This window comes from Thermochromatium tepidum ATCC 43061 (assembly GCF_009664085.1).
Taxonomy (GTDB): Bacteria; Pseudomonadota; Gammaproteobacteria; order Chromatiales; family Chromatiaceae; genus Thermochromatium; species Thermochromatium tepidum.
In genome coordinates, this window is the sequence record NZ_CP039268.1 from 691,095 (window position 1) to 712,303 (window position 21,209).

At 64.1% G+C, this 21,209-nt stretch carries 14 protein-coding genes; 13 read left to right on the forward strand and 1 reads right to left on the reverse strand.

Annotation, left to right across the window (positions count from 1 at the left end; all coding sequences use genetic code 11):
- Positions 1 to 22 precede the first annotated feature (22 nt).
- The 5 genes from E6P07_RS03170 (at position 23) to E6P07_RS03190 (ending at position 8,607) form a co-directional block, all read left to right on the forward strand.
- Positions 23 to 709, forward strand: coding sequence for a TIGR00266 family protein (locus E6P07_RS03170; RefSeq protein WP_153974274.1), 687 nt, complete (start codon positions 23 to 25; stop codon positions 707 to 709).
- Between the two features lie 89 nt (positions 710 to 798).
- Positions 799 to 1,395, forward strand: a complete 597-nt coding sequence (locus E6P07_RS03175; protein ID WP_153974275.1) for a TerD family protein — start codon at positions 799 to 801, stop codon at positions 1,393 to 1,395.
- A 761-nt stretch (positions 1,396 to 2,156) separates the two neighbouring features.
- Positions 2,157 to 6,299: a PAS domain S-box protein gene (locus E6P07_RS03180; protein WP_246172907.1), complete on the forward strand. Its 4,143-nt coding sequence runs from the start codon at positions 2,157 to 2,159 to the stop codon at positions 6,297 to 6,299.
- A gap of 38 nt (positions 6,300 to 6,337) precedes the next feature.
- A complete protein-coding gene (locus tag E6P07_RS03185; RefSeq protein ID WP_153974276.1) occupies positions 6,338 to 7,963 on the forward strand; it encodes a GAF domain-containing sensor histidine kinase in 1,626 nt (541 codons plus the stop codon).
- Positions 7,948 to 8,607, forward strand: coding sequence for a response regulator (locus E6P07_RS03190; RefSeq protein WP_153974277.1), 660 nt, complete (start codon positions 7,948 to 7,950; stop codon positions 8,605 to 8,607). Before E6P07_RS03185 ends, E6P07_RS03190 begins: the two co-directional genes overlap by 16 nt.
- Before the next feature lie 4 nt (positions 8,608 to 8,611).
- On the opposite strand, the gene queG is transcribed toward E6P07_RS03190, so the two are convergent.
- On the reverse strand, positions 8,612 to 9,679 hold the full coding sequence (queG, locus tag E6P07_RS03195) for a tRNA epoxyqueuosine(34) reductase QueG (protein WP_153974278.1): 1,068 nt from the start codon (positions 9,677 to 9,679) through the stop codon (positions 8,612 to 8,614).
- 210 nt (positions 9,680 to 9,889) lie between these two features.
- Between queG and mnmL the strand changes: the two genes are divergently transcribed.
- The 8 genes from mnmL to E6P07_RS03230 all read left to right on the forward strand — a co-directional run bounded on the left by mnmL (position 9,890) and on the right by E6P07_RS03230 (position 21,190).
- Positions 9,890 to 10,864: a tRNA modification radical SAM protein MnmL/YtqA gene (mnmL, locus tag E6P07_RS03200; RefSeq protein ID WP_153974279.1), complete on the forward strand. Its 975-nt coding sequence runs from the start codon at positions 9,890 to 9,892 to the stop codon at positions 10,862 to 10,864.
- Positions 10,865 to 10,882: 18 nt separating this feature from the next.
- Positions 10,883 to 11,878: a ubiquinone anaerobic biosynthesis protein UbiU gene (gene ubiU, locus E6P07_RS03205; protein ID WP_153974280.1), complete on the forward strand. Its 996-nt coding sequence runs from the start codon at positions 10,883 to 10,885 to the stop codon at positions 11,876 to 11,878.
- 77 nt (positions 11,879 to 11,955) lie between these two features.
- Entirely contained in the window at positions 11,956 to 12,891 is a 936-nt protein-coding gene (gene ubiV / locus E6P07_RS03210) for a ubiquinone anaerobic biosynthesis protein UbiV (RefSeq protein WP_153974281.1), read from the forward strand.
- A gap of 605 nt (positions 12,892 to 13,496) precedes the next feature.
- Positions 13,497 to 14,843: a methyl-accepting chemotaxis protein gene (locus E6P07_RS13830; protein WP_246172908.1), complete on the forward strand. Its 1,347-nt coding sequence runs from the start codon at positions 13,497 to 13,499 to the stop codon at positions 14,841 to 14,843.
- Between the two features lie 45 nt (positions 14,844 to 14,888).
- The gene (locus E6P07_RS13835) at positions 14,889 to 15,602 is read left to right on the forward strand and encodes a methyl-accepting chemotaxis protein (protein WP_246172909.1); all 714 of its coding nucleotides are present in this window, start codon (positions 14,889 to 14,891) and stop codon (positions 15,600 to 15,602) included.
- Positions 15,603 to 15,606: 4 nt separating this feature from the next.
- On the forward strand, positions 15,607 to 16,344 hold the full coding sequence (locus E6P07_RS03220; RefSeq protein ID WP_153974282.1) for a TorF family putative porin: 738 nt from the start codon (positions 15,607 to 15,609) through the stop codon (positions 16,342 to 16,344).
- Between the two features lie 12 nt (positions 16,345 to 16,356).
- Positions 16,357 to 18,954, forward strand: a complete 2,598-nt coding sequence (locus E6P07_RS03225) for a transporter substrate-binding domain-containing protein (protein WP_153974283.1) — start codon at positions 16,357 to 16,359, stop codon at positions 18,952 to 18,954.
- Positions 18,947 to 21,190, forward strand: a complete 2,244-nt coding sequence (locus E6P07_RS03230; protein WP_153974284.1) for a two-component system response regulator — start codon at positions 18,947 to 18,949, stop codon at positions 21,188 to 21,190. The genes E6P07_RS03225 and E6P07_RS03230 overlap by 8 nt, the downstream gene beginning before the upstream one ends.
- Positions 21,191 to 21,209 lie beyond the last annotated feature (19 nt).

The window sequence follows — 21,209 nt, forward strand, 5'->3', positions numbered from 1 at the left end:
ATCCGCTCGGGGAGGCCAAGCCATGCCAACCTTCACGGTCACTGGTGAGATCGATCCGTTTCTGCATGTGAGTCTGAGCAAGGGTGAGCGGATCTTCTGCGAGTCTGGCGCCATGGTCATGATGGAAGAGCCGCTGCAAGTGAAGGGCCAGATGCGAGGCGGCCTCGGGCGTGCACTGCTGCGGCGTCTGGCCAACGACGAGTCATTCTTCCAACAGGAGATCGAGGCGGTCGGCGGCGACGGCGACTGCCTGCTCGCACCGACCATGCCCGGAGCGATCGAACTGCTCGACGTCACCCCAGGTTCGTCCTACACGCTCTCCGACAGTAGTTTTCTGGCCGCCGAGGCCGGAGTGCACATCAATCCGAGGCTTAATACAATTGGTGGTGGTTTGTTTGGTGGCACCGGCGGTTTCGTGATCATGGAGGCAGTTGGGCAGGGCAAGCTGGCCGTGTCGGGTTTCGGGTCGGTCTTCACCCTGGAGGTCACGCGCGGGCGCGATGTCGTCATCGACAACAATCATGCAGTGGCCTGGTCGTCGAGTCTGCTCTACGAGGTCGGGATGCCGCGCACGGGTGGCGGCTTCTTCGGCTCGATCGTCAACTCGGTGACCTCTGGCGAAGGGCTGGTGATCCGGTTTCGCGGCGAGGGCAAGGTCGTCGTCTGCTCGCGCAACAAGTCTATCTTCCGGCCCCAGCAAGGACAATGACCACGTGCTGATTTCAAGCCGTTTCAGTCATTACCTAAATCACTCAATCCTGCCGCGCCAGACGCGGTTCATCACCAGGAGTCACCATCATGGGCATCAGTCTTCAGAAAGGTCAAAAGATATCGCTTGAGAAAGAAGCCGGAAGCAGTCTGACCCGCATCATCATGGGGCTGGGTTGGGATGCTGCTCAGTCCGGCAAGGGTGGTTTTCTGGGCGGTCTGTTCGGCGGTGGGGGAAACGACAGCATCGACCTCGATGCATCGTGTCTGCTGTTCGACGATTTGGGCAATCTAGTCGACACGGTATGGTTTCGTCAGCTCACCAGCCGCGACGGCAGCATCCATCACACAGGTGACAACCGCACCGGCGAGGGCGAGGGCGACGACGAGCAGATCAAAGTCGATCTCACGGCGGTTCCGGCCAACGTCAAGAGCCTGGTATTCACGGTCAACAACTACACAGGTCAGGATTTCTCCCAGGTGGCCAACGCCTATTGCCGCATCCTCAATGGTGTCAACAACACTGAGATCGCCCGCTATGATCTGAGCTGCCAGGGCAACCACTCAGCCATGATCATGGCCAAGGTCTATCGCCACAACGGCGAGTGGAAGATGCATGCCATCGGCGAGGTCGGTCAGGGGAGAACCTTCGAGGAGCTTTTGCCGCAGATCAAGCCGCATCTTTGACTGTTCCATTAGATTCAGGCTCATAGCTCAACAAAGCTGAGGCCCCGCTTCCATGATGCTGATTTCACGCGCGCCATTTCCTCGATCGCGAGGGTGTAAAATCACCGGCTGAGGTCGGACCTAAGTTTAGGCAGGGCACCCTCGCGGATGTTCGCGAGTCGGGCATGGTGCCGGGCGAGCCGGATCGCCGCCGTTTTGCGGCGGGCTAAGCCCTTCTTCCGGCGCGACAGACGGCGCGACAGACTCCGGGACAAGCGCCGCGGCAAGACAGCAGCGCCCGCTGTGGCTTGGGGTCGGCTCCCTTTTCTCCTGAAAGACAGCCTTGCCCACCTTAAAAGACGCCGATCAACCCGGCCCTCAAAAAGGGCTGAATCGCGCCCAAAGGCGCCCCTCCACCCACACCTCCCGTCGGAGCGGCTTTAGCCGCGATTGGGGCGGTTGAGGCAGGGATGGGTGCCACGATCGCGCCTGGAGGCGCTCCTGCCCTCATCGCGCCTTACGGCGCCCCTACAAACCCGCCGACCCGCTTTGCCGAGATCCACCTTGACAGGGCCAGGGCTTGAAAGCGTTCTAGCGTTCACGCCTTACCCGGAAGACCGCTTGCAGCGTGGTGCAGCCTTTTGACCCGATGGTCTTGATGGGCCACCTTCAAAGGTTGCCGTTCTGGAGCTCTAGCCAGGATAGCCATCCGTGACCAATCTAGTGCAATATCCTGATGGAATCATACTATTTTGCCCTACCTGGATCCTAGATAGAGATAGATGACCATGAACGACGGCGATCGCGGCCTCGATCAGGCGGATTCCACTGAGCCCCGGGATGGACGCCAAGGGCTATCCACCGATGAGATCCGCGAACGTGCCCTGGCGGCTTTGCATCAGGGGCGATTCCACATTGCCGAAGAATTGTTGCAGGGTGCCGACGTTGAACTCGCTGCCCTGGTCGAGAGCCTGCGCATCTACCAGGCGGAGCTCCAGATCCAGAACGAAGAGCTCTTGCGCAGCCAGCGCCAGCTCCAGTTGGCCCTGGAGCGTTTCACCGCCTTCTTCAACGATCTGCCGATCGCCGAGCTGGTGCTCGACCGCCAGGGCCTGATCCAGGAGGTGAACTATGCCGCCCAGGACCTCTTCCGTCTCAAGCCATCCCACCTCCGCCAGCATTTTTTCCTACGTCTGGTCGATGAGTCCGACCGCGGTCAGGTGGCCGAGCTCTGGAAGCGGCGTCTGCCTGAAAGGAACCAGACCCTGAGGCTTGCGGAGATCCGCTTCCAGGGTGACGAAGGGGCGCCCTTCATCGGCGACCTGTATATCGCCCCCCTACTGGATCTGGAAGGGGGGGACGACCAGTATGTCTGTGCCATCATCGATCGCACCGAGGCGGTGCAGCAACGCCGGGCGCTCCAGGTCACAAACGAGCAGGTTCAACGTCGTGAGGCCGAACTCAATGAGCGCCTCAAGGAGATGCGTGGGCTCTACGAGGTCCTGCGCGAGACCAGCCGTCACGAGGCCCCGCTGGAGGAGGTGCTACAGCGGGTGGTCGAGCGTCTGCCGGCGGCCTGGCAGTTTCCGGAGCTGGCCGAGGCGCGACTCTGCCTTCCTGAGTTCGAGCACCAGACCCCGGGCTTCACCCCGACCGTCTGGATGCAGACGGCCCCGATCCGGGTCGATGGTCTGGTCGTCGGCGAGATCCAGCTCGCCTATCGCGCGCCGCCGCCCCCAGGGCTCGCCGACACCCCCTTCCTGAACGATGAGCAAGGGCTGTTGGAGGCCGTGGCCTCGCATATCGCCGTCTATGTCGAGCGCCAGCGCGAGGCGCGCCGGCTGAGCGAGAGCCGCGAGCAGTACCAGGTGCTCGCCGAACACAGCCCGGACTGGGAATATTGGCTCGGCCCCGAGGGGCGCTATCGCTATGTCTCCCCCGCCTGTCGGGAACTCAGCGGTCATACGGACGAGGAGTTCTTGGCAGACCCGCATCTGATCACGGCCCTGATCCATCCAGCCGATCGTGAACGCTGGCTCCAGCATTTCACTGCGGTGCTCGATTCGCGTGAACGCGATCATGTTTGTCTGGAGCTACGGCTGTGCGCGCGCGATGGCCGCGAGCGCTGGGTCGAGCACATCTGCAATCCAGTGCTCAGCGCCGATGGGCGCTATCTCGGGCGCCGCGGGGTCTTTCGCGACATCACCGAGCGCAAACGGATCGAGTCCGAGCTGATCAAGCATTCGCTGGCGGTCGAGCAGAGCCCGGAGAGCATCGTCATCACCGACCTGGACGCCTGTATCGAATACGTCAATGCCGCTTTCACCGCCACCACTGGCTATAGCCGCGAGGAGGTCATCGGTCAGAACCCGCGCATCCTCCAGTCCGGTCTGACCCCACCTGAGACCTTCGATGATCTGTGGGGCTCCTTGTTATGCGGCCAGGTCTGGCGCGGCGAGTTGATCAACAAGCGCAAGGACGGCTCGATCTATACCGAGCTGGCGATCATCTCGCCCATCCGTCAGCCCGACGGGCGGGTTACCCACTACCTGGCCGTCAAATCAAACATCACCGAACAACGGCGCTTGACCGAGGAGCTGGATCAGTACCACCACCATCTTGAGGAATTGGTCGAGGCGCGCACCCTGGAGCTGCGCCAGCAGACGCGCTCGCTCCAGGCCCTGCTCGATAACCTACCCTATCTGGCCTGGATGAAGGACCGCGAGGGGCGGTTCGTCGCCGTCAATCGGGTCTTCGCCGAGATCAAGGGGCGCACGCCCGAGGAGATCATCGGTCTGACCGACTATGACCTCTGGCCGCGCGAGATGGCCGAGCGCTACTGCGCCGATGACGCCGAGGTCATGGCCAGCCGGTGTCGACGCACCCGAGAGATGCCGAGTCGGACCAATCCGGACGCCATCTATGAGACCTTCAAGGCCCCCATCATCGACGATAGCGGGGAGGTGTTGGGGACGGTCGGCTTTGCGCGCGACATCCGTCCGCAGCGCGAGATGGAGGCCGAACTCGCTCGCCGCGCCGAGCTGGCCGAGAGCGCAGTCCGCGCCAAGAGCGCCTTCCTGGCCAACATGAGCCACGAGATCCGCACCCCGATGAATGCCATCCTGGGCCTGACCCATCTGCTACGCCGTGAGCTGACCGACCAGGCCCAGATCGATCGGCTCGACAAGATCGAGAACGCGGCCCGCCATCTGCTGACTGTGATCAATGACATCCTGGACCTGTCCAAGATCGAGGCCGGCAAGCTGCAACTGTTCGAGGAGGACTTCTCGGTGCCCATGCTGGTCGATCAGGTCAGATCGATGATCCTCAACGAGGTGTGCACCAAGGGTCTAACCCTGAAGGTCGAACTGGACCCCGAGCTGCACTGGCTGCGGGGCGACATGACCCGCCTGCGCCAGGCCCTGCTCAACTACGCAAGCAACGCGGTCAAGTTCACCCAGAGCGGCTTTGTGGCGATCCGGGTACGTCTGCTGGGGCGTGACGCCGACTGGTGCCAAGTGCGTTTCGAGGTCGAGGATACGGGCATCGGCATTGCGCCCGACAAGCAATCCAAGCTCTTTCAAGCCTTTGAACAGGCCGATGTCTCGACCACACGTCGCTATGGTGGTACCGGGCTGGGGCTGGCGATCACGGCGCAATTGGTGCAGATGATAGGCGGAGAGGTTGGGGTCGAGAGCGCCGAGGGACGGGGTAGCACCTTCTGGTTCGAGGTCAGGCTCAGGCCCGGTCAGCCCGGTGTGCTGATCACGCAGGCGCATCGGCTGGCGGCCGAGTCCAAGATCCGCGACCGCTGCGCCGGGGCGCGCGTGCTCCTGGCCGAGGACAACCCGATCAATCGCGAGGTGGTCCTGGAACTGCTCAGCAGCGTCGGTCTGCGCGTCGAGACCGCCGAGAATGGCCAGGTCGCTCTGGAGATGGCCGCGGTTGCGGACTATGACCTCATCCTCATGGACGTGCAGATGCCGGTCATGGATGGTCTGAGCGCCACGCGCGCCATCCGGGCCCTGCCAAGCGGGCACGACACACCCATCCTTGCGCTCACGGCCAATGCCTTTGAGGATGATAAGCGCGCCTGTCTGGAGGCGGGCATGAACGACTTCGTGCCCAAGCCGGTCGAGCCGCTGGATCTGTTCAACGCCCTGCTGCGCTGGTTGCCCGCGCGCCTCCAGCCCGCCGATACGGAGGCGGCGCGCCAATCCCAATCGGCCACTGGGGCGCCCGATCCGGCGTCTTCCCACGCCTATTCCAGCCCACGCCGTACCGATCTGTTGGCCGCCATTCGCTTGCTGCCGGGGATCGATCTGCGCCAGGGGCTCGCGAGCCTGCTCGGCAGTCAGGAGAAATATCTCAAGCTGATCGAGCGCTTCATCGAGTCGCATGCCGATGATCCAAGGCTGTTTGCCGAGGGGCTGGCGCGCCGCGACGGCGAGGGTCTGGCGCGTCTGGCGCACGGACTCAAGGGCGTGGCGGGCACCCTGGGTTTGACCGCCATCGCCGAACAGGCCCAGTTGCTCGAGATGGCGCGTCGTCCCGAGGGCTTTGACGCCCCCGACAGACTGGTCGTTGCGATCGACGCCATCGACCATGCCCTGCGGGCTCTGCGTAACGCCGTCGAGCAGTCGCAGACCTCTGCCCAGGCATCCTATCCTTCTGCCGTCGGCCTCGAGGTCGATCTCGAGCAGACGCGCACGCTACTCGACGAGCTGGCGGCGCTGTTGCGCGATGACAATGCACGCGCGCGTGCGCTCTATCAAAAAGAGTCGGCGCGATTTGCGGCGATCATGCCCGATGAGCACGCCGAACTCGGGCGCCTGATCGAGCGATTCGACTTCGAGTCGGCCTTGGCTCTAGTGGCCGGCGTCCAGAGACGCCTGGGGCGCCCCGAGGGGGCCTTATCCCAGTGACGATCGCCACGCCTCCGCGACGCTCGGTCCGGTCCACCGTGGCAAATTCCGGATGGCCGGGCGAAGAGACCCTGGATCGGCGCGTCCGCGAGATCCTACAGGCCACAGGTCTAACGCCCCCGCTCTGGGTGCTGGCTTCGGCGCTCATCGGCCTTGTGGTGTCTCTTGCCGTTCTGAGTGTCCGGCCCGAGCTGAGCTGGGCGCGCTGGGGTCTGCTTGGAGTGACGGCCTTGGCGGTGGTCGCGGTCGCGCTCGTGTGGCGGCGGTTGCGCGATCGGTTGTTGCGTCCGCTGGCACGCCTGGAGCGTTCGCTGACCCAGGTCTGCCAGGGCGAGCCCGGCGCCGGCGACAGCCTGACCGAGACGGGGGTGTTGCAGGGGATCGCCCAGGACATCCGTAGTCTCAACGAGGAGCTGACCGGCCTCTATGAGGACATGGATGATCGTGTGGCGCGCCAGACCCGGCGTCTGGCCCAGAAGACCGCCTCGCTCAAGATCCTCTACGACGTGGCCGCCGGCATCCATCAGACCGAGAGCGTCGAGGAATTGGTGCTACGCTTTTTGCGTGTACTCAAGGAGATGATCAATGCCCGTGCTGCGACCGTGCGTCTGGTGCTACCGGATGGGACGCGGCGTCTGATCGGATCCATCGGCTTGAACGACGATCTGGTCTGCGAGTCGGACATGACCCCGGTCGATCTCTGTCTGTGCGGCAATGTGCTCGCGCCCGGCGACATCCTGTGCGACAACGATGCCCGTTACTGTTCGCGTCTCTATGGCCGGCGCATGTTCGCCAGTTCCGAGATCGAGGTGGTCACTGTACCCCTGGAGCATCGCGACGAGTTGCTTGGGATCTATACCCTGTTCCTCGATCCACCCGGACTGAAGGGGCGCGAAGACATCCTGGAGCTGCTGTTTACGGTCGGCCATCATCTAGGCGTGGCCATCGCCAAGCAGCGTTCGGATGCCGAGGCGCGCCGGTTGTCGATCATCGAGGAGCGCAATGCGCTCGCCCACGAGCTGCATGACTCCTTGGCCCAGACCCTGGCCAGTCTGCGTCTCCAGTTCCGGATGCTCGACGACGCGCTCGCCGGCTGCCCCATCCCGTCCGAGGCACGCAACGATCTCACGCGCATCCGCAATGGCCTCGACGAGGCCCACACCGAGCTGCGCGAGCTGTTGGCGAGCTTTCGCGCGCCGCTCGATCGTCAGGGGCTGGTGCCGGCGCTCGAACAGCTCACCCAGCGGCTCGGGCGCGAGACCGGTGTCCATGTCCTGTTCCAGAACGACACCCGACCCTTCGAGCTCTCGGCCACCGAAGAGCTGCAATTGTTGCGCATCGCCCAGGAGGCGCTGGCCAACATCCGCAAGCATGCCCAGGCCCATACGGTGCGGGTCCTGCTGACGCGCGAGGCCGGCGGGCGGTATGTGTTGTTGATCGAGGACGATGGGGTCGGCTTTAGTCTGCCGGACGCCCAATCCGCCTTGGGCGAGCGCATCGGGCTCTCGATCCTGGAGGAGCGCGCGCGGCGGATCGGCGCCGAGCTGCGCATCGAGAGCGAGCCGGGGGAGGGGACGCGGGTGGAGATCCTCTTTGAGGCGGGGCGGCGTCTGGGGCGTCATCAGACTCAGGGCTTGGAGACGGATCGATGCGCGTACTCCTGATCGACGACCATGCACTCTTCCGCTTCGGTCTTCAGGAATTGCTGGAGCGGCGCGGCATCGAGGTCGTGGCCGCCGTGGGCGACTCGAATGCCGGGCTGGAGCAGGTGGCGGCGACCCGACCCGATGTGGTGCTGCTGGACATGCGGATGCCAGGGCTTGATGGGCTGAAACTCCTGCGCCTGTTACGGGCGGCCCATCAGACCATGCCGATCGCCATGTTGACCACCAGCGCCGAGGAGCGGGATGTGATCGAATCGCTCCAGAGCGGGGCCCAGGGCTATCTGCTCAAGGACATGGAGCCGGATGCCCTGATCGCCGCACTCGGCGAGATCGTCCAGGGGCACACCGTGGTCGCACCCGAGCTGACCGGGATCCTGGCGCGGGCGGTCCGGGGTGACTCCAGTCCGGCGCCGGTCGCAAGCGGCGGTGCGGCGGACCTGACCCCGCGCGAGCACGAGATCTTCTGTCACCTGGCCGAGGGCCAGAGCAACAAGGCCATCGCGCGGGCATTGGGGATCTCGGAGGGCACGGTCAAGCTGCATGTGAAGGCGATCCTGCGCAAGCTGGAGGTGCATTCACGGGTCGAGGCGGCCGTGATCGCGGTCGAGCGGGGGCTGTGCGAGCGTCGCTCTTGTCGTCGCTGATGCCTCAGCCGACCCGCGTCAGCGCCCAGGCCACGTGCTCGCGCACCAGTGGGCTCGGGTGCTGAGCGCGGGACTGAAGCGCGGCCCAGACTTCGGGGGAGGGTGGGGCATTGCCGAGCGCGACGGCCAGGTTGCGCAGCCAGCGTTCATGGCCGAGCCGGCGGATCGCCGACCCTTCAGTGCGTGCAAGGAAGGTCGGCTCGTCCCAGGTGAAGAGTGCGATCAGGGTGGCGGTGTCCAGTCCATGACGGGGTCGAAAGTCGGACTCTGCCGTGAGTTGGGCGAACCTGTTCCAGGGACAGACGAGCTGGCAGTCGTCGCAGCCGTAGATCCGGTTGCCGATCAGCGGTCGCAGCTGTTCCGGAATGGATCCCTTGAGCTCGATCGTCAGATAGGAGATACAGCGCCGTCCATCGACCTGATAGGGCGCGACGATGGCCCCAGTCGGGCAGGCATCGAGACAGGCGCGGCAACGTCCGCAATGGTCGCGCATCGGACGATCGGGCGGGAGCTTAAGGTCGGTGTAGATCTCGCCGAGGAAAAACCACGAGCCGGCGCGCGGATTGACCAGGTTGCTGTGCTTGCCGATCCAGCCGAGTCCGGCCTTTTCGGCCAGCGGTTTTTCCATCACCGGTGCCGAATCGACGAAGACGCGATAGCCGAAAGGCCCGATATGGGCGGCGAGCCGGTCGGCCAGCCGTTGCAGGCGCTGGCGCAGGACTTTGTGATAGTCGCGTCCGAGCGCATAGCGCGAGATGAAGGCACCAGCCGGGTCGGCAAGCCGTTCATGGAGGGTTGCGCGAGACTCAGGCAGGTAGTCCATCCGCGCCGAGATCACGCTCAGGGTGCCGGGGACGAGTTCGGCCGGGCGCGCGCGCTTGACGCCATACCTGGCCATGTAGTCCATCTCGCCGTGATGGCCGCGTGCCAGCCAGTCGAGCAACAGGGGCTCGACCTGACTGAGGTCCGTATCCGTGATGCCGATCTGCTGAAAGCCAAGCGCTTGGCCCCAGGTCTTGATGCGCTCGACCAGGGACTGGGGCGTGTCTGGTGGGTGGCTGGCTTGACGCAATGGGCGATCCTGGGTGCGATGGATTGAGAGATTCGATCGGCGGGGACGATCACGCCACTATCTTTTAGGATACAACCGATGCCGCACTCGGTTGGACCCATTGTTTGACCGTGAACGGCCTGGACGCGCGTTTTGCAGGCGGCAGGATTGATCTATACTGGCAAATCCGGATCGAATGCCGATCGCTGCCGCTCGGTTGCTGTCAGCCCCATGCCTTCCTCGTCCACCCCACATCGCGCGCTCAGCGAGCGTGTCAACACCTTTGGTCAGTATCTGCTTGCGCGCTACGGCCAGCGGGTACACAAGCTCGCGCTCAATGCCGGCTTCACCTGTCCGAACCGCGACGGCACTAAGGGACATGGTGGCTGTACCTTCTGCAACAATGTCTCTTTCGGCCCGACCGCCAAGCACCCGCCGGATCTCGATCGACAGCTCGACGCTGGACGCGGCGTGCTCGCCAAGCGCACAGGCGCGCGCCGATTCATGGCCTATTTCCAGACCTACACCAATACCTATGACGAGATCGAGGTATTGCGCGAACGCTATGAGAGCACCCTCAGACACCCGGACGTCGTGGGACTGTCGGTTGGCACCCGTCCGGACTGCGTGCCTGAGGCCGTGCTCGACCTGCTCGCCGGGTATCGCGCGCGCGGCAAGGAGGTGTGGCTGGAGTTGGGTCTGCAGTCGGCCAACGACGCCACGCTCGCGCGTGTCAATCGCGGCCACGGCTTTGCCGAGTATCGCGTGGCGGTGACGGCGGCGCATCGGCGTGGCATCCCCATCTGCACCCATCTCATCGTTGGGCTGCCGGGCGAGGGCCATGCAGAGGCGCTCGCCACCCTCGACCGGGTGTTGGAGCTGGGCGTCGAGGGGCTCAAGATCCACCCGCTGCATGTGGTCCGCCACACCCGGCTGGCCAGCGACTGGCGCCGCGGCGACTATACCCCACTCGCCCTGGACGACTATGTCGCCATCTGCGCCGATCTGATCGAGCGCACACCGGTGAGCGTGGTCTATCATCGCCTGACCGGGACGGCCGAGCGCGCTATCCTGCTTGCGCCTGACTGGTGTAGCCGCAAATGGGCGGTGCTCAACGCCATCGAGGCCGAACTGTTTCGTCGCGGCACCCGCCAAGGCGACCGCGCCGATACCCTTTCCACCCATCGACTCGTCAATACCGCTTGATCTCCGGGGGCCCACACCATGGAACTCGTCTGTCCCGCCGGCAATCTGCCGATGCTCAAGGCCGCCGTCGACAATGGCGCCGATGCCGTCTACATCGGTTTTCGCGACGACACCAACGCGCGCCACTTTGCCGGCCTCAACTTCAACGACAAGCAGATCGCCGAGGGCGTCAAATACGCCCATGACCGTCAGGTCAAGGTGTTCGTCGCCATCAACACCTATGCCCAGCCCAAGGGCTGGGGGCGCTGGACGGCGGCCGTCGACCGCGCCGCCGGTTTGGGGGTCGATGCCATCATCCTCGCCGACATGGGCGTGCTCGACTATGCCGCTGAGCGCCATCCGAACGTCAATCTGCATCTGTCGGTCCAGGGGTCGGCCACCAATCCGGCCGCGATCGGCTTCATGCAGCGTCATTTCGGCATCAAGCGCGTGGTGGTGCCGCGCGTGCTGTCGCTCGCCCAGGTCGCGCATCTGATCCAGGAAACGACGGTCCCCGTCGAGATCTTCGGCTTCGGCAGTCTGTGCGTGATGGTCGAGGGGCGCTGTCTGCTCTCGTCCTACGCCAGCGGTCAGTCGCCCAACACCTTCGGCGCCTGCTCGCCGGCGGCGCATGTGGAGTGGCGCGACACGCCCCAGGGTCAGGAGACGCGCCTCGGCGGGGTGCTGCTGGAGCGGCGTTCGCACGGCGAGGCCGCCGGCTACCCGACCATCTGCAAGGGGCGCTACCGGGTCGAGGGCGCATTGCGTCACGCCATCGAGGAGCCGACCAGCCTCAACACCCTCGACATCCTGCCCGAGATCCTGGCCGCGGGCGTGAGCGCCATCAAGATCGAGGGGCGCCAGCGCAGCACCCGCTATGTGACCCAGGTCACCCAGGTCTGGCGTGAGGCGATCGACGCCTGCCTGCGCAACCCACAGGCGTTCCGGCCCAAGGAGCGCTGGAATCAGATCCTGGCGCAGGTCTCCGAGGGGGCACAGACCACCATCGGCCCCTACGAGCGCACCTGGCATTGAGTGAGCGTTTAGCAACCAGCGGCCAGCGGCGCCCGGCGAGCCTGCTTCCTGCATCGATTAATCCCAAACTGACCCCCATGTCATCTTTGAATAACACACCCTCAAGACCCCGGCTGTCACTCGGTCCCATCCTCTATCTCTGGCCACGCGAGCAGGTGTTCGACTTCTATGCCGAGCTGCTCGAGACCCCGGTGGATGTCATCTATCTGGGCGAGACCATCTGTTCTAAGCGCCGTCAGCTCAAGCCCGAGGACTATTGGGAACTGGCCGAGCGCGTGACCGCCGCCGGCAAGCAGGCGGTGATCTCGACCCTGGCCTTGATCGAGTCCGAGGGTGAACTGAAGACCCTCAGGCGGATCTGTGCTGACGAGCGATTTCTGATCGAGGCCGGTGACCTGGCCGCGCTCGAGTTCCTCGAAGGCCGACCCTTCGTCGCCGGCCATTCGATCAATCTCTACAACCAGCGCACGCTTGCCTTTCTCGTCAAGTGTGGACTCAAACGCTGGGTGATGCCGGTCGAGCTGGGTCGAGAGACGCTCGCCGATCTGCTCCGGTACCGTCCACCGGGGGTCGAGTGCGAGCTCTTTGCCTTCGGTCGTCTGCCGCTGGCCTATTCGGCGCGCTGTTTTACGGCCTACAACCGGGGGCTGGGCAAGGACAACTGCGCGTTCTGCTGTGGCGACTATCCAGACGGACTGCTGGTCACGACCCAGGAGGGCCAAGAGTTCCTGAGCCTCAACGGCATCCAGACCCAGTCGGCCGGCACCCATAATCTGCTTCCAGCACTCGAGGAGGTACGCGCCCTGGGTGTGGATCTACTGAGGATCAGCCCCCAATCCAAACACACCGCCGCGATCGTCCGTACCTTCGCAGACTGTCTGAACGGGGATCTCGACCTGGCCGAGGGTACGGCGCGTCTGCGCAGCTGGGCACCGTCCGGCCTGTGCGACGGCTACTGGACCGGCGAGTCGGGCTACAGGGTCGGGATGTCGGTCCGGGGCCGGCTCGGCTAAAGAAACTCTGAATCAATCGCGTCTCACCGAATCGCGGCTAAGGCCGCTCCGACACAATCAATGGGTTGCAGGAGCAACTTTGGCCGCGAACAGAATCAATCAGCATCTCCCTAGAACACCCACAGACACGGCCCCTGAGCGTCACGCCTCAGACCGACACCTGCCGGGCGCGCGACAGGGTGTTGCGCGAGACGGGATCAGACCCTCCGCTCTATGACCTGGCGCGACCTGGGTTATCGCCTCGATCCATTGAACTTGCCATTCCAATGGGGCCCGCGTCGAACAGGGGGCTCGAAGACCAGGTTTAATATGGCCTTCATACTCGACGGCTAGACTCTGCCAGCGCAATCGACTGCGTTCGGTCAATGGGCCTGAGTCAGAGATCCCATCCTGTTCTTAGGCGATGACAGGGACCTGAACTCTACCTGTAGATCCCCGCTCTCCCTGTTTACAGGGGGGCGGGTGAGGCTGGGCGAAATCAATCGCTTATTGCCTTCAATCCGACCCTTTCCTTCCTTAGGGAAGTGCTGAATAAATCGCGTGCCTCTCAATCGCGGCTAAAGCCTCTCCTACAAAATCAATGGGTTACGTGAGAAAGTATCGCTATGCGGACACTCAGCCTACGCCTGAAATTGCTGCTGGCAACGGGGATGATCCTGGTGCTGACGGCAGGCACCATCATCCTGCTCGCGACCCGGATCTTTAGCGGGGCGATCCAGACCGCCACCGACTCCATGACCCTCAACCTCGCGCGACAGGCCGAGGCGCTCATGCACGAGACCGCGCTCGGCACCGGTCAGGAGATCCAGCGGCTCTTGGCCTCGGCCATCGCGAGCGCCTCGGTCCTGCAACACCAGATCGCAAGCTCTGCCCTCGGTGCAGGCGAGACTGCCCCCTATGGACGGGACCAATTGAAACAGATGGTGCGCGCTACCCTGGAGAGCAATCCCACCATCAGCTCTGCCTACGCCCAATTCGAACCAAACGGCTATGACGGCCGGGACAGCGAATACGCAGGCACCCTCGCCCACAGCTCCAAGACCGGCACCATCGAGCTCTATTTCACCCGCGAGGGCGACTCACTCACCTTCCATGAAACCCCAGACCCGGGCGAGAAATATCTCGAGACACGCAACGAATATGGACAGCGTGAGTCCGAGTGGTATCTCTGTCCCAAGGAGCGTCTGCAGACCTGTATCACCAACCCCTATCTCTATGAGATCAGCCCTGGTTACAAGGAGCTGATGATCAGTCTCACCCTGCCGCTCATCGTCAACCGGACCTTCATCGGCGTGGTGGGGCACGACATCAACCTCTCGGTGCTCCAGACCGCGTCCGCCGCGATCGCCAAACGGCTGTTTCGCGGTCAGGGCGATCTGATGCTGGTCAGTCAGCAGGGGTTGATCGTTGCGGCGACCCGCTTCCCGGATCAGCTCGGCAAGCGTCTGAGCGATGTCGCGCCCAAACTGGCGACCGCCGTCACGACCCCTGGCCAGAGCAAGAGCGGTGACCTCTGGCTGCACGTCCTGAGGATCCCGATCGCGAACGCCTCCTGGACCCTGGTCATCTCGGTCCCTGAGGCGGAGATCCTGGCAGCGGTCAGGGATCTGGAGCGCGACCTGCGTTCCGGTACCGGCCTGGCGACCCTGGGGCTGATTGCCGGTACCCTGGTCATGACCCTGCTCGGCCTGATCGTCATGGTGGTCCTGATCCGGACCATCACCCATCCATTGGCACAGCTCGCCCAGGGCATGCAGTCCTTGGCCTCAGCAGAAGGCGATCTGACCGTCAAGGTCAGGGTACAGCATCACCTCGAACTGATCGAATTGGGTAAGAACATCAACCGCTTCATCGATAAGCTGCGGCAGATGATCCTGGTCATGAAGGAACACAGCCGGACCCTGGCCCAGCGTTCTACCGACCTGAGCGACTATGCCCGTCGGGTCGGATAGGCCAGCGCGACCCAGAATGCCCAGATCGACAGCGTGGCGACCGCCATGACCCAGATGGCAAGCGCCTCCAGCGAGGTGGCCAATCTGGCCCACCAGACGGCGGATACCGCGCACGAGGCGGCGGACCATATCGATCGCACCCAACAGGCGCTCAATAGCACCAAAGACAAGGTCGGTCTGCTGTCGCAGTCGGTCGAGGAGGCCTCCAGTCAGATGCATCAGGTCGTCGAGCGCAGTCGGGCGATCGATGGGATCCTGGTGACGATTCGCGAGATCGCCGGGCGCACCAATCTGTTGGCGCTCAATGCCGCGATCGAGGCCGCGCGCGCCGGTGAACAGGGGCGGGGATTTGCCGTAGTCGCCGAGGAGGTCCGCCACCTGGCCATGCGTACCCAGGAGTCGACCAAGGACGTCGATGACCTGATCAAGGGGTTACAGGGCGATGTGCAGCGCGCAGAACGACTGCTCCAGGGCAGCCGCGGGGAGATGGAACAGACCCTGGCCTTCACCCATCGCAGTGTCGAGCTGCTCGACCGCGCCGTCCTGGACGTCAAGCGCATCGACGGCCATGCCCAGCAGGTGGCCACGGCCGCCGAGGAACAAAGCCAGGTCAGCGAAGAGATCAATCGCAGTCTCACCGCCATTGGGGACGCCGCGCGCGACCTGGCCCATCTGGCCCAGGCCTCCGAGTCGGCGGTCCTCGAGACCCAGGGGGCGATCCAGATGCTCGATGCCCAGCTCAATCTACTCCGGGCCTAAACCGATGAACCAACGCGCTCTATGGCTGCTGGCCGTGGCCGGATACGCCGGCACGGCCGGGGCGGACTGGTCCGTGACCCTCACCGGGGCCAGCGATTATCTGTTCAACGGGGTGACGCAAACCGGTCATCAACCGTCCGCCCAGGCCGGTCTGGACTGGTCCGGGGTTTCGGGCCTGTATGCGGGCCTTTGGGCCTCGAACGTCGATTTCGGTGACGACACCGCGGCAGAAGTGGATGGCTCGCTGGGATATCGCTTCGAGTTTCGACCCGGCTCCTCGGTCGATGTGGGGCTTGCCCTCTATACCTACCACGGTGGAGGCGACAGCTCGGAGAGCAACTACCCGGAGGTCTATCTCAAACTCGGGATCGCCGGGGTCAACCTGAACCTCTGGTATAGCCACGACTATTCCGGGCTGGGTGTCGGCCATCTGGTGGTCATGCTGCACAAGGACTTCGAGATCAACGACCGCTGGACGATCGCGGCCCAACTCAGCCGATCCACCAGTCTCGACGCCGACCGCTTTGCCTGGGACGGTGATCGGGACCACTATCTGCACTGGCAGGTCATGAATAAAACCGCCTACGCCGGCTTCGATCTCGCGCTGGGCCTCAGCGGCACGACCCTGGGCGATGAGTCCGGCGATCCCGTCCTAGTATTCACCATGGGTCGAACCTTTCGTTTTGAATGGCTGGGCCTTCGAGTCCGTACCAGGGCTGCGGATCCTCGAACCTTGAGTTGATCGAGGGTGTGCGTGAATCGACTCGCATCATGTTGGCTGTCTTGGGTCCTGCTGAGCATCCCGGCGCTGGGGATATCCAGCGAGGTCGGATCCGAGGCCCCGCTCGAGCTGACGGCGGACGAGCGCGCCTTTCTCCAGGCCCATCCGGTGATCCGGGTCAGCAATGAACGCGACTGGCCCCCTTACGATTATTTCGAGCACGGTCGGCCCCAGGGCTATTCGGTCGATCTGATGCAGCTGCTCTCGGCCCGGATCGGTGTCACCTTCGAGTTCGTCCAGGGCAAAAGCTGGGAGGAGCTGGTCGAGCGACTGTGCGCACGCCAGATCGATGTGCTGCACGCCGCTGACAGGCCTCAGAGATTGCTGGAGTGCGCGAACTTCTCGGTCCCCATCATCCGGGGCGTTAATCAGTTCCTGACCCGTCGCGATCACCCAGAGGTCCGCTCCATCGCTGACCTATTCGGTTCGGTGGCGGCATCGCCCAGGGGTTGGGAACAGACCGAACTTTTGAAGCGACGCTTTGGCGATCGATTCAGGATCATCGAGACCACCAACCTCCAGGAGGCCATCGCCTTGGTGGCGCAGTGCGAGGCCGATTTCACCACCGACTTCACCAATGTCCTGAACTATCACCTCGCGCGTCTCGGCTATGTCGGTCTCAGGGTCCAGGGGGTGTGGAGCCGGGAAGACAAGGGCGGTGAGCTCGCGGCCCTGTATGTTGCCACGCGCAACGATTGGCCGATCCTGCAGTCGATCCTCGATCAGGCCCTGGCCGCGCTGACGCCAGACCAGATCCGGCACCTCCAGGAGCGCTGGTTCGGTGCCGGCGATCGCTCTACTCAGGTCGCGCTCTCACCCGGCCAGCTCGACCTCCTCCAGCGCAGGGGCCCGCTCAGGTTGTGCGTCGATCCCGATTGGATGCCCATCGAGCGCATCAACGCGGAGGGGCGCCATGAGGGCATGGTGGCCGATGTGTTCGCCCGTCTCGCCGCGCTCTTGGACATCGACTTCGTGCTGACGCCGACCGCCTCCTGGGAGGAGTCGCTCAGCTTCATCCGGGAGCGACGGTGCGACCTGTTATCCGCGGCCATGGAGACCCCGGACCGGCGCGCCTTCCTGGATTTCACCACCCCCTATCTCTCCTTCCGTTCGGTGATCGCCACCCAGGACCATCAGGTCTTTATCAATGATCTCGAATCCGTCCTGGGTGAGACCTTCGGCATCACCCGGGGCCATGCCATGAGCGAGGTCCTGAGGGTGCGCTATCCCGGTATCCGGCTCCAGGAGGTCGCCACTGTCGAGGAAGGGCTAAGACAGGTCCAGCAGGGCCGGCTGTTTGGGTTCATCGATGCACTGCCGACGATCGCCTATCGCATCCAGACCCAGGCCATCCAGGGCATCAAGATCGCCGGCCAGTTGGAAGACAGCCAGCAGTTATCCTGGGACCTGTCCATTGCCACGCGCCGCGATGAGCCCTGGCTCAGGGGGGTCTTGCAGGCCGCGCTCGATGCCATGCCCCAGAGCCAGCGTCAGGCAATCGTCAACCATTGGCTCTCGATCCGCTATGAGCGGGTGTTCGACTATGTCCTGTTGTGGAAGATCGTCGCCGGGGTGATCGGCATCGCCGGCGTCATCCTCTGGATCGTCTTGACCTGGAACCGGCGTCTGGCGCGGCTCAATCATGAGCTCGCCCAGGCGCAGGCCAGGATCGCCGCCCACAACCTCGAATTGGAGCAGCGCGTGGCCGAACGCACGCGCGATCTGAGCGAGACCCTGGCCCGTCTCGAACGGGCGCAGGCCAGTCTGGTCCAGTCGGAGAAGCTCGCGGCCCTGGATGACCTGGTGGCCGGCATCGCCCATGAATTGAACACCCCCATCGGCAACGCCGTGATGCTGGCCAGCACCCTGTCCGACCAGGAGCGGGGGTTTCGGGAACAGATGGCGACAGGACTGAGCCGGTCGGCCTTGCAGCGCTTTGTCGATACCGTGCGCGACAGCAGCGACATCCTGCTGCGCAGCCTTCACCGCGCCGGCGAGCTGATCAGTAGCTTCAAGCAGGTCGCCGTGGATCAGGCGAGCTATCAGCGCCGGGTCTTTAGCTTGGACGAGGTGACACGCGAGATCGCCCTGAGCTTCCAGCCGCGTCTGCGCCGCTCACCGGCCAGGCTGGAGGTGGACATCGCCCCGGGGATCCGTTGCGACAGCTTCCCCGGCCCCCTGGGTCAGGTGTTCATCAATCTGGTGCAGAACGCGCTGATCCACGCCTTCGAGGGGCGCACCCAGGGCTGTATCCGGATCGAGGCCCGCCCCGCCGCGCCCGGTTTCATCCTCATCCGGGTCAGTGACGACGGCAACGGCATCCCGCCGCAAGACCTGGGTCGGATCTTCGACCCCTTTTTCACCACCCGTCTGGGACAGGGCGGTAGCGGTCTGGGGCTGCACATCGTCTATAACCTGGTGACCGGGCTCCTCGGCGGTTCCATCTCGGTCCAGAGCACCCCGGGTCAGGGCACGGTGTTTGAGATCACACTGCCCCTGGTCGCACCCCAGACCCTCGCCACCGACCCCGATTGCCCAAACCAAGCCCCCAGTGGAGCCCCCCATGAGTAACAACGCCCTTGCACTGGATGACGATCAGGTCGTCCAGTTCATCGCTGAGCCAGTGGATGAGGCACCCGAAGGCCCGATCGATCCCTGGCGGATCCTGATCGTCGATGATGAACCCGATGTCCATGAGGCGACCCTGCTCGCCCTGCGCGACCTGATGATCGAGGGTCGTCCGCTCGCCTTTCTCCGCGCCTATTCCGCCCAAGAGGCGCGCACCATCCTGGCGCGGGGCCCAGAGGTGGCCGTCGTGCTGCTGGATGTGGTCATGGAGTCGGAAGACGCCGGGCTGCGGCTCGTGCACTGGATTCGCCGCGATCTCGACAATCCGCTCATCCGCATCATCCTGCGCACCGGCCAGCCCGGTCATGCGCCCGAGATCGAGACCATCCGCTCCTTTGATATCAGCGATTACCGCACCAAATCCGAGCTGACGCGGGCGCGTCTGATCACCAGTCTGACGGTGGCCATCCGGTCCTATGCCCAGCTCCGCCAGATCGAGCTTGGCCGTCGGGGTCTGGAATTGATCATCGCGGCCAGTACGGACCTGATCCAGCGGCGCGCCCTGCCCCAGTTTGCCGAGGGGGTCATCACTCAGGTCTGCGCCCTACTGGATATGGCGCCCGAGGGCCTGATCTGCGCCACGTCCACTAAGTCGCCCTCCGGTGAGGCGGGTCCAGTGGTCATCGCCGCCCTCGGACGCTATCGAGCGATGCTCCAGCGCCCCCTGACCGAGCTGCCCGAGGCGCCCGTCCGCGAGGCGCTCCATCGGTGTCTGCGCGAGAGGCGTCACAGGTTCGACCCGGGGATCTGTCTGTACTTCGAGTCCGGCGAGGCCCAGGGCCTGGCCGCCTATCTCCCCCGGGTGGGTGAACCGAGCCGCCTGGATCGCCATCTGCTGGAGGTCTTCTGCGCCAATATCTCGGTGGGCTTCGAAAACGTCCTGCTGCACGACCGGCTGTTTCAGCTCGCCTATTACGACCCGCTCACGGGGTTGCCCAACCGGCATCATTTCATCCAGCTCCTCGAAGCGCGGGGCGGCGAGCCGGATATGGCGCTGGCGCTGCTGGACCTCGACGACTTCGCCCATATCGCCACCACCCTGGATCACCATTTCGGCGATGAGGTGCTCAAGGCCGTGGCCGAACGCCTGGCCCAGACCTTTGGCCCTGAAGTGGTCTTGGCGCGGGTGGCGGGCGATGCCTTTGGTCTGTTCGGGCCGGGCGACCTGATCACCCCCGAGCGGATCCAGCAGGTCTTCGGTGAACCGCTCAGGGTGCGTGATGAGACCCTGCGCCTCTCGGCCACCAGCAGTCTGATGGCGTTAAATGGCCAACCGGCCAAGGGCGGGGACCTGCTCAAAGATGCCGGGATCGCGCTCAAGCAGGGCAAGCGGCTTGCGCGGGGCAAGACGAGCCATTTTTCAGAGACGCTCGGCCAGGCCGCGCGCAAGCGCATGCGGATGCTGAGCGACCTGCGCGCCGCCTTTTCGTCCGAACGGCTCTCGCTCGTCTTTCAGCCGCTGGTCGAATTGAGCACTGGACGGGTAACAGGCACCGAGGCGCTGTTGCGCTGGGAGATCGAGCCTGGGCATTGGGTCCCCCCCGATCAGTTCATCCCGCTCGCCGAACAGTCTGGATTGATCGTGCCGCTCGGCGAATGGGTGCTCCGTACCGCCTGCCGAGAGCTCCGTCGTTTGAGCGAACGCGGTCACGCCGGGTTGCGGATGGCGATCAATGTCTCGCATGCCCAGTTTCGCGAACCCGGGTTCGTGCCCATGCTCAAGCACATCCTCACCGAGACTCAGGTCACCGCCAGCCAGATCGAACTGGAATTGACCGAATCGCTCGCCATCGAGCATGTCGAAGGGCTCAACGCCAAACTGGCCGAGATCCGTGGCCTGGGCATCAGGGTCGCCGTGGACGATTTCGGCACCGGCTATTCGTCACTGAGCGTGCTCAGGCAGCTCCAGATCGATCGCTTGAAGATCGATCGCTCCTTCATCAGCGAGCCTGCGGCGACGCCGACCCAGGGCGGGATCCTGCCGCTCATCGTCGCGCTCGGTCAGCAGTGCAACCTGACCCTGATCGCCGAGGGGATAGAGACCGAGGCGCAGCGCCAGCACCTCTTGTCCCTGGGCTGCCAGGAGGGGCAGGGGTTTTTGTTTGCGCGTCCCATGCCGATCGAGCGACTGGAGGACTGGCTGGCAGCGGCTGTCTCCAATCAGGATCAGCCGGTATAGTCGCGCCCGCACTGCACGG